This window comes from Ohessyouella blattaphilus, from assembly GCF_024721265.1.
GTDB lineage: Bacteria > Bacillota > Clostridia > Lachnospirales > Lachnospiraceae > Aequitasia > Aequitasia blattaphilus_A.
Map to the genome: position 1 here is coordinate 1 of NZ_JAMXOC010000037.1, position 11,540 is coordinate 11,540.

General features: G+C 40.1%; 6 protein-coding genes. All 6 read right to left on the reverse strand.

Translation table 11 applies throughout. The annotated features are described in order from the left end of the window. Positions 1–500 (reverse strand): hypothetical protein (locus tag NHH16_RS14555; protein WP_262070325.1); only part of this gene is annotated, 500 nt, incomplete at its 3' end. Positions 501–550: 50 nt separating this feature from the next. Next, on the reverse strand, positions 551–9,559 hold the full coding sequence (locus NHH16_RS14560; RefSeq protein ID WP_262070326.1) for a DNRLRE domain-containing protein: 9,009 nt from the start codon (positions 9,557–9,559) through the stop codon (positions 551–553). 66 nt (positions 9,560–9,625) lie between these two features. After that, positions 9,626–9,991, reverse strand: coding sequence for a helix-turn-helix domain-containing protein (locus NHH16_RS14565; protein ID WP_262070327.1), 366 nt, complete (start codon positions 9,989–9,991; stop codon positions 9,626–9,628). 13 nt (positions 9,992–10,004) lie between these two features. Beyond that, complete coding sequence (locus tag NHH16_RS14570; protein WP_262070328.1) at positions 10,005–10,577, reverse strand: accessory gene regulator B family protein; 573 nt, start codon at positions 10,575–10,577, stop codon at positions 10,005–10,007. Further along, positions 10,570–10,722, reverse strand: coding sequence for a cyclic lactone autoinducer peptide (locus NHH16_RS14575; protein WP_262070329.1), 153 nt, complete (start codon positions 10,720–10,722; stop codon positions 10,570–10,572). Before NHH16_RS14575 ends, NHH16_RS14570 begins: the two co-directional genes overlap by 8 nt. Positions 10,723–10,808: 86 nt before the next feature. Beyond that, a partial coding sequence (locus NHH16_RS14580) for a sensor histidine kinase (protein WP_262070330.1) occupies positions 10,809–11,540 on the reverse strand: 732 nt, incomplete at its 5' end.

An 11,540-nucleotide genomic window follows, 5' to 3' on the forward strand; every position in this document is an offset into this window, starting at 1 on the left:
ATTATACTGCATAGCGAATAGATAAAGAACGCAGCAAATAGTATAATTCTTGTTGTATATGCTCCACTTATACATGAAAAAACACAGCATAATACCATTCCACTATATAGATAAACACTTATTTGCCATATCCGCTTAATCACAATGAATACATTATTATTTTCAATGCCACATTCCTTCCAAAAGCCTCTTTGCATAAATACATTGAAAAAGACATACGCTACCAGCATTGTATATATCCCAATGACTGATGAACCTCTTGTGTCATCAATCAAAATAGGAATCCTTCTCACAAATATACCACACCCCCAAACAACCACTAAATATGCGCTTATAAATAAAACCCATACTAACTTCATCTTATTGCCAAAATACTTCCTTAGCTGCTTGTTCGGAGTAACTAAATCATGAACAAAGCTTTTTATGAGTGATTTCATTACTCCAGCTGTTAAAAAAAGCATGAAAAAAATATTTAGTGACTTTACTAATACGCTATCCACTTCTATTACCTCGTTTTCTAATTCTATTACTCATTGTCGTTTACGATGTATTAGTTTTCCATCGCTTGGCTGAGATAGTCCACAGTTGTTCCCGCGCCTATTCCATATACCTCTGGAACAGCCTTTACCACTCCAACACCTATCCTATTAGCCAAATCATTTTGCACTCCTTTTGTAGCCGCATCCACCTGAGTTCCTAAACCTCCGCCTACAAATGCTTGTGTCGCACCAGAAATAGCTGCTGATGTGATTGTTTCTCTTGCGCTCCCACCTTCGAAGGCTGTTTCTAATGCTCCTCCTGCTGCCCCGCCTAACAGATTCGAAAAGTATAGATTCCCCGAAGCAACTCCTACAGTTCCTGTAATCGCACCATTTACAATACCACTAACGGCACCATCTAGAACATTTCCACCAGTTAATCCACTTTGTATCCCGCCCGTCAAGCCGCCTACGCCTGCGCCTACTAAACCTGCAACGGCAATAGCTGATCCTCCTGTTGCAACTACCGCCACGCCCAAACCGACTATAACCAATCCACCTAATGCAACCTTGCCAACTGTTTTCCAGTCTACTTTACCCAGAGCATCGCTAATCCGGTTTGCTGTTGTACATAACTCTCGTACTACTGTGTCCTTAATCTCTGCAGTTCTGTGAGCCACGTAGGAAGTGAAAGAAGTAAAGGCTCTCTGGGTGTTCTGCAGTGCATTCCCGGCACTACTGATAAAGGTGGATGTTGCCGAAGCTGCCTTCTGATAACCATTGTAAGCCGCCTGTTTCACATCATTGATGACTTGCTTCGGGTTACGGATAGCATTCGCTACCCAACTTACTGCACTCTTAACGGTGTTAACTACTGTCTTAACCACCTTCTTAACGGTCGATACTACTTTCGAAGCAACCTTCTTAACCCCGTTCCATAAGCTTTTTAGGAAATGACCACTAGGATCTTGATAGTTAAGAGGGTTATTCGTTACATAAGTATAACGATTCCTCGTAAGGGGGTTCGTCTTTGTTCCTGTCTCCGTATCCTCAGTCGTAAAGTTACCATTTTGAGGATTATAATATCTAGCTCTAAGATATTGCAGCCCTGTGTTAGTATTCGTAGACTCGGCGTTATAACCATAGTAGTTGTTGCTTACTGGCGTACCAAATTCAAGGTTTCCATAAGGATCGTAACGATAACTATCTGTCAACGTTCCATCAGTAGCTGTGATGCCGGCTACACTTCCTCTGCCGTCATATAAGTAATAGCTACATTCCTCTTCTGTATCCCTTCCTAACCTGTTCACGCCGTAGGTATAGGCTGTCTGAACTCTACCATCGGTTTTCAGTTCTAGTACCGCCTGAGCATGTTCCTGATTGATATCATTCACATACTGAGTAATGGTATAGTCGCTATCCTTGCTGTTCTTTGGCAGAACATCTACTAACTCTTCGAGAGCACTATCTCCATCCTTCGTCTTAGCACTTTCTGGAATCAGTACGTTATCCTTATTTGTCTTATTCCCGTCTTCTACAAAATCCAACTGGAAGATGCGGTTGCCATCTCCATCATAGGTAGCGGCCATAAGTACTTCTTTTTTGCCGGTAACAGCTCTTAAGCGGTTCTCAGCGGTGTACTCATAAGTTAGAACCTCATCTTTTCCATTTTCCGAAATCAGGTTGCCGTCTCGGTCGTACTCATATGTGGTTTTAACGTGCTTCCATGCTCTCCAGTCTGACTTTTCTGTCTTCGAGATTAACTGATTAGAGTCGTTGTATTTGTAGCTATACTTTTCTTTGGTCTCGCCACCTGATACCTTCTCGTAAGCTGTGCGATTCCCTGCCTTATCGTACTTGTACGTATAAACGGTAGTTCCTTTATATTCTTCTTCCTCAGTACACTTTGTAAGTTGCCAATTCTCATCGTATTCATAAGAACGCTCTGAGGTAACTACGCGAACGGCATCCTCGCCGTCTTTATCGTGCTTACCATCATGCTTATTGCCATGAGGATACTCGCTATCATGCTTACCGTCCTCATGCTTGCCATCGTGCTTATCATCATACACATAGCCAGCCAGAGACTCGGTCGCTTTCTCCTTTATTATATAGCCCTGCTCATTATATGTATAGGCATATGTGGAGATTGTCTCCTGGCAACCACTACAGATATTCTTTAAGTTAGTCACATGATTTAGGGCATCATAGGTAACTACCGTCTTCATCTCATTTGGACGAATAGTCTCCACTAGACGGTTTAGAGCGTCATACTTAAACTCTGTCACAGCTCCCGTTCGGTCCATAACCTTAATCAGGTTTTGGTTTAAATCGTATTCGTAACTTACTTTGGTGTCATCTGGATATATTATCTCCTGAATATCACCACTTTCTGTATAGGAATAACTAAGCTTTTGACCATTCCCATCGGTTACCTGGGTTACTCTTCCCAGCAAATCATACTCATAACTACTCTTTCCAGTGGTGTCAGTCATCTTAAGTCTTTGACCAGTCGCGTCATAAGCATATATTACCGAATCTTCACTCTTCTTACTCTCGGCATCTTCATAACTCTTCTTCACTAGATTATTCAGCTTATCATAATCGTAGTTAGTTGCTTTTCCGCTAGCCGAAACCAAGGAAGTAAGCCTACCCATTTCATCGTAAGCACGCTTTTCGACTCTGCCTTCAGGATCAGTAATCGAAGTAACATTCCCTTCCAAATCATAGGTATATGCCGTATTCTTACCTAGAGCGTTGGTATAGCTAATTAGCTGGTTCATGCTATCGTAACTATAAGTGGTCTTTCCGCCCATGGCGTCAATCACCCTAGTTAAATTATCACCGTCGTCGTACTCGAATTTCGTCACAAGGCCTGTCTTATCGGTCATGCCTAAGACATTTCCGTGAGGATCATACTCGTACTGGGTACTATTACCAGCTTTATCAGTTTCTTTTGTTAATCGACCATTTTTATCGTATTGATAACTCTCTTCTTGCTTTAGAGCATCGGTTTCTTTCTTTAGACGATTATTTTTATCGTAAGAGAAGGAGGTTACGTAACCAAGAGGATCTGTTACGGATTTTACATTGTAATTCTTGTCATAGGCGTACGCTGTCTTTCTACCACCTGGCTGAGTCAAAGAAGTTAGGTTACCAACAGGATCATAAGTATATTCCGTCAGTTGACCTAGAGGATTCGCAGATTGAATCATCTGGCTAGCCAAGTTATAGGTATAGATATTTTCTCTACCAAGAGGATCGCTCTCACTGGTCATATTGCCACGAACATCATACGTGAAGCTACTCTTTCCGCCTTCCGCATTTATACTTTCCGTCATACGGTGAAGCTTATCATAGCTATATGTCGTTACCTGTTCTAAACTATCCGCTTCTTCCACTACATTGTCAGCTTTATCATAACTAAAAGACTTTTTGTAGCCTAAAGGACTTTCAATCTCTTTAATTCTTCCAGCTTTGTCATATGTATAGTTATAAGCGCCCTCATTTGGCAAAGTCATCTTGGTAACACTATCGTTTAAATTCACTTCATAGGTAGTCGTGTTCCCTCGTGGATCTGTCTTTGATAAGACGTTGCCATGTAGATCATAGGTATAAGAAGTTTCTTTACCTTTGGGCGAAATTTCCTTAACCATATTTCCTAAGCTATCATACTGATATTCCGTAATGTATTCTAGCGGATCCATATACTTAGTCAGATTAGATAAGACATCGTAGCGATATTCTTTTACATCATCCTTGGGAGAAATCTCCTTAATCTTTCGATTTAACTCATCGTATCCGTATGTTGTGGTGTTTCCTTTGCCATCGGTTACTGCTGTTAAATTATCATTCCCATCATAGATATAACTAGTGATAATTCCGTTCCCGTCAGTAACGTTCGTTACATTATCATTACCATCATACTGGAAGGTGGTTGTCGCCCCTACCGGGTTGATTTCAGAAATAACTCTGTTCTTCTTATCGAAGGCGTATTGATACACCGCTTGATCTGCTTCGGTAATGGATATCTGATTACCTACTTTATCATAACCAAAAGTGGTTCTATTTCCTTCTGCGTCGGTTACGGCTATGATACGATCCATAGCATCGTATTCATAGGCAGTGACGCTGCCATCTGCTTCTGTTACCGATAACAGACGGGAGTACTTATCATAAGTGTAAGTAGCCGTACGCTTTGTTTGATCGGTCTGACTGGTTAGATTTCCCGCCGTATCGTAAGTATAGCTCATGCTATTTCCGGCGTTATCTTCTGAAAGGATCATTCGTCCCATCGCATCATACTGGTAGCTAATCACTAGACCATTGGCATCTTCACACTTCACCAACTGTCCAATCTCATCATAGGACATTTTTACTTTGTCCCCAGTGGGCAGGGTAATGGATGTATTATTCCCAGCCTTATCATACTTATAGGCATACTCATTTCCCAATGCATCCGTCATCTTCGTAGAATTTCCGCGGGAATCGTATTCGTAAGATGTACTTCCTTTAAGGGCATCTATGGTCTCAGCTAAGTTACCAAGGGCATCGTATTTCATTCCCGTAATATTACCAAGAGGGTCCGTTACCGATGTTACCTTCCCGATACCATTATACGTAAGGGAGCTTGTATTGCCATTTTCATCTACTGTCTTAATTAAGTTGCCACCGAGATCGTAAGTATTTTTATATGTCTGATTTAGTGGATTTTTAGAGCTGGTGACGCGCCCTGCTTTATCATAAGTATAGGTCTGGGTCTGCCCCTCTTCATTGGTATAAGAAACCATTCTTCCAGCCGCATCATAAGAATATGTTGCTACACCACCTTCAGGATTTGTTTCAGATATTTTATTGTTATTATTGTCATAAGTATAGGTGTAAGTCCGACCACTATCATCACTCATACTCAAGATGTTGCCGTTCGCATCGTATGTATTGCTAAGTACTGCCCCTAATTCATCTATCTCACTAAGAATCCGTCCACAAGCATCATACGTAGTCTTATAACTGCCGCCATCCGCATTGATTACTTCTGTCTCTTTCCCAAGTGCATTATAGGAATATTGCATTACATTTCCAAGAGCATCGGTTATCTTTGTGGGTAAGCCTAATTTATTGTATTCGGAAACAGTTGAATTTCCTTTCCCATCAGTTACCTTTTTTAGATTACCAGCCTTGCTATAAGCATAAATCTTGGTACCGAAGTCTTTATTAGTCTCTTCGATTACCCTTCCCATACTGTCGCGAGCGTACTTAATCGTATTGCCAGCAGCATCTGTTGCTTCTATTTCCTGATTATTCTTATTATACTTATAAGAAATAGTATTGCCTTCTGGATCGGTCCCTTTTGTAATATTATACAGCTTATCATAGGCAAAGCTTGTGACCTTTCCTAAAGGATCCGTAATACTTTTTATATTACCCACACCATCTAAAGCATAGGAAGTCACCCCACCATCTGCTGCTGTTTGGGATATCATTTTACCTCTAGCATCATAAGCTATCTTTGTCGTGTTACCTAGAGGATCGCTCATTGCCGTCGGACGATTCATAGGGTCATAGCTATATGTCCATGTCTGCCCCTCACCATCCACATGACTTACTAAATTTACGCCTTCATAACTAAAAGATGTTGTAATTCCCCGACCATCTGTTTGAGATATCATGCGATGCTGATCGTCATACACATAGGAAGAACTACTTCCGTCAGGATTCGTCGCAACCACCATATTTCCAGCGCCATCATAACTATACGTTACCGTTGCACCATCATAGCCTGTTATCGACGTTATTTTATTTTGTTCATTATAAGTATAGGACGCAGTTGCCCCATCCTCTCTTGTTTCTGTTGCAATATTACCAAACTGATCATAAGAATAAGTCTTAACCCCATTTGGTGTTTCTTCGCTTGCTAACTGATTATCTTCATTGTAGCTTTTGGTTGTCTTGGTGCCATCAGGGTATGCGATAGCTGTGGTACGATAAAAATCATCATAGGTGTAGACCGTCTTATTTCCTTCGTTATCGATGGTTGTTGTCTGGTTCTCACCGTATTCGAAGAAAGCTTCGCCGCCGTTCGCATCCACTTGACTAGTAACTCGGCCTTCATCATCGTAAGTATTCTTTACAACCGTATGACCATTTTCATCCTTCCAGCTTGTCATACGATTCTTATCATCGTACGTATAGCTTCTTGTTCCACCGTTGCCATCTGTGCAAGATGTTAGATTACCATTTTCGTCATATTTATATGTGAGTTTACTACCATCAGGAAGAGTAACACCTGTTATATATCCCTGATCATTTTGCTTAATCTGGAACTCTTTTCCTGAAGCAGTAATAATCTTACTTAAATTGTAATCGTCGTCGTAGTCAAGCTTTGTCTCAAAGCCGTTCACATCTGTCACAAACCGAAGCATCCCATACTTATCAAAAGACCATGTGCTTTGATCTGCATCTGTTAATTCCCAACCAATTTCATCATGGTCCGTTTCTTCATAGGATACCGCCGTCAAATCATATACGTAACCATTAGGGGCCGTATAGGTTCCATCCTCGTTCTTTGCAAAGAAGAGTACACTTCCATCACCACGCATATAAAGGATAGTACCATCTTCTAGCTGGGAAAGCGCATGGTCATAGGCAAAGTTCCAGCCACGACCAAACATCGAGTTTTTATCCGTTCCCTTTGAGTTATAGGTTCTTGTAAGGTTAAAATCACCATCTAACTCATTCATGGTGGCATCTGTTTGATCCATGTAGAAGTTACCGGTGTTTAGATTTACTGGTTCGAAACCAAACTCACAATGCATCCCTCTTCCCATTAGGGCACCATCAATCTTCATTTTATCGATATCGGTGAGGGCAGGTGGGTTATAAGGAACGTTCGTCTTAGGATTCCTTATAAATATGGTATTGTTGGCAACCACAAGGGCATCTTGCACCTGGTTGTCCTTCATAATATTTACAAGTGGAATCCCATAGTATTTAGCAATCTTCGGGAAGGTATCGTACTGCTTTACTTCGTATATCACAAAGCTATCGCTAGTAACTTCTTTCCCTACCTGCAATTCACCATCTATCTCTTTAGAAGCCTGAGCTTTCACTGTATATAGTTTATCCTTTGCAAGACCACTATAAAGCGCACTCTGCCAGTTGGAATCTTTGCTATAGTACTTATTGGCTTCTGGAAACTGTTTGTTATATTCCGTGCTATCCGGAAAGCTGTATAGTGGTTTCGCATCTATAACATGGTGATCCTCTTTCGCCTCTTCATCTGGCACCAAATAATACTCTACGTTGGATTTACTCTTAGCAATTCCATCTGCAAAAACAGCATCGAATTTCAGTTTTCCACCTAGACTCTTTTCCGTCATAGGTCGCAAAAGGACGGTAGTCTCATCAAGAGACATCGCCTTTAAAAAAGGATCTTCTGCTGGTGACCACTGGACAGTAATCTGTGGACCATACACGGAATTTCGATTGTTCAAGACTTCGCACTGCATGGCGGCTGCTAGCCCGCTAGCTTCGTCTATGGCTTTTAAAACCATTCCATTATTGCCATACGTTCCCTGTACCCAGTCGTTGACCAAATCTTTTACATTATAATGAATATAGCCATTTCTACTACCGCTCGCATTCTGCACATCAATGAACGTATGATTATAAGGTTGGGTTTTCCAGCTAATCGGCACTCCCCATCCTTCATCAACACGGTAAAGACCAAATTGAGAGGCACCACCGCTGTAAGCTGTCCTTTGGCTCACCGAGAAGGTTGCACTATCGATTTTAGAATCCTTAGGAATTGCACTAAAATCCGAATTCACCTTGATATAGGTTCTACAGATCATATGCATAGTTCCATAACCGGCCATATTTCCTGATTTGATTCCATCATCGAAACCAACGTAGGGATAGTTATTATCTCCTATATATGCTGTCGGCGACCCTTGCTCTACTCCGTTCATGCTAAAGGCTTCTCTGCCTATATTCACCGTACTCGGGTCAATTCTGATAGGATACTGACGTTCGTCACTTGAAAGCCACTCTTTGTTTGGGCTTACTACAAGAATGGTCTTTCCTTCTTCTACACGTAGCTCTAGATCAATCTTGAAGTTTACTTCGCCAGCAGCGTCTTCCATAGAAGGGGCTTCCAAGATATACTCCGTATCTTCAATCTTCTTATCCTCTGGATATAAATATACTTGGTTATCTTTTAATTCTGCTTTTAATCCAGGAATTTTTAGCTCATACTCAAATACCGTTTGGTCTACTGGCTTATGTAACACAATGTCTTCTTTGACGCTATTATCAAGGACGGTGTACTGCACATCTATCCCGTCGTACACTTGATTGTAAAGAATTGCATTGTCCTTCGCCACAGAATGAGTATAATCACCGTTTACGGGAACGACTTCAATGTCGTAGGCCCCACTTTTAACCTTGATGCCAGCATCCGTTGTTATATTCTTCGGCAACTGAACTATATAGTCGTTGGCTTTGTTTTCATATACGTCTGCTGGCTGCGTAGACCGCGCCTTTTTCTGAGGTTCAACTAAAGTGTTATCAACTAATTGGATTTCACCCTTCTTGTCCTCATAGGTACCCACATATCCCCCGAAAACCGTTGTATATTGCTTCTCGCCGGTTTTGTAGGTTCTTGACTCCTTATCGAAGTCAATCAATTCTCCCTCAGGCTCTGCTGGTAGAGGATAGTATTCTACTGGTTCTTTTAGTTCTACTTCTGTCGGAGCGCTTTCGGCTTCCGTTGGCACAGTTGACTCTTCCGGCACATTTTCCTGTTCTTTTGCTGGCGCCGGTTCTGTCTCCGTCTCATTTACACTTTCTGCCTCCTCAGGCTCTTCCTCAGCAACATCGGCCTCTGAATTATCTTCAATTCCAATCTCCGAAAGTGTACTCGTTGCTTCTGGGCGTGAAAAATCTACATTCCTCGGAGCATTTTCGATTGCCTCTTTTGCTTGAACGAAAATTGGCTCTGTTCCTTGCAATGCCATGATAGTCACAAGCAGAAGACTTAATAGTGTTTTGATAAAACGCCTTCTCTTTTTTGTTCTCATTCCGTTTTTCCTCCTCATTTTGGGTAAAAAAAAAGGGGCTACCCTAACAGCCCCCCTACAAATAATTTAAATCTCCTGATTTATAAAACCATATCCCTTTTTTCTCTCGTTACGCAAAGACTCCTTAAGAACTGATACAACATCTGATATTATATGCAGTTCTTGATCTGTGCAGTCCGAAAGTAACCACGTCATGATTTGAAATTTAATATCCGTATTTACATTGTTTCGATGCTCATGAAACAAGATATCGATTTCACTTATACCTAATGCGTTAATAATACGCATTATAGCCACTTTCCCAGCCACTCTTCTGCTATTTTCAATTTTCGAAATATAGTCTGCAGTAAGATCCGAACTCTCAGCTAACTCTTCCTGTGTAAATCCCAGTTTTTTTCTAAAATGTTTAATTGTCTCCCCACTCATATACATTCATTGTAGCCCCCTAATGTTTTGAAAACTTTGCTTTCAGAATACCAAGGTAGCATATACTGGATGCCAGAACACAGGCATTCCTAACATTAATCAAAATATTGATTGCGTTAATAAACAGCATTATTGTCGATACGAAAGCAATAATAACCATTCTTAATGCAAGTTTGCGAAACAAGTATTTTCTTTCCTCTTTTGTAAATTTTCTATTTACATCTTCTACAGGCGCAACGATAAGTACACTCAGTAAAAATAGAAGAATGAGTATGTAGTTAACTTCTCCTGTTAACGGCAAATAAACTATACTCACTAACATACATGTAACCACAAAAGTCGTAGCTAAATAACACTTGAAAAACGTTGAAAAATGAAAACCGCCCGCAAGATTTCGAATACATATAAATACACATATAAATACTAGAAAGTCTAACACTTTTCCTAACAACACCGCTATAAACAAAGTTGTTAAAAAAGCAATAACGGTTTCCAATATAATTTGAAAAACATACGTATATGCATCTTTCATCTCGTCTTTACAATTCACACTAGTGACAAAATCTGCCAGTTTTTTTGCAGTATTATGCATTTTTCTTTCCCAGCTTTTTTACCGAATCCGGCATTTTAGGCTGGTGTAAAATGTAAATGCACGCACTCTCCATGGATGCTTTAGCCGTCATTTGAGCTATCGTATCCATTTTCTTGACAAGTTGTTTTTTAATGTTCTTTTTCATTTGAGTATCCTCCTTTTTTATTTGAGGATACCATATCAATATCGCTTTTTACGGTTTTGTAATTTTTACGGACTTCAATGTAATTTTCACTGTTCGCGTGGATACAAAAGTACCTTGGCAATGAAAAAATTATTGTCATTTTCAAGTGACATAGTGCCGTTATATTTTTCAATTGCCTGCCTAGCCATATCAATGCCCAAACCATGACATTTGGAATCATTTTTTGTTGTCATATAGCGCCCTTTATAGTCCTTGTTCACAATCCCATTAAAACTATTTATTACCACCACAAACAAGCTTTTTTTCTTGTATTCAATCTTTACTTTAACAAAACGTTTGCCTTCTGGTAGCAGACTTGTGGCCTCAAGAGCATTATCTATTATATTTCCTAGGATTAAATTCAAGTCTCCTCCATCAAACTCCAGTTGCATTGGTATCGATAATTCAAGCTTGAATTCTACACCCCTTTCTTTTGCAATCATATATCTGTAGTTAATTAATGAATCTAAAAACAGGTTCCCCGAGTTCGCAATTATATCATCGTTACGAGAAGCCATATACATAAGGCTATCTATTTTCTGAACTGCCTTCATATAATCTCTATTCTCGATCAATGTTTTGATATGAAGCATATCATTATTATAATTATGCTTTGTCCTTCTTAATTGGAGATAGGACTGTTCATATTCTTTTTGATAGGACCCTATCGTATTAATTAAATTCTCATACAAAATAGTACGCTGTTCTAATTGAATCTTTCGTACAATGCTTGAGTAATATCCAAACACTAAGACATTGATTAGTAATAGCGAAGTGAT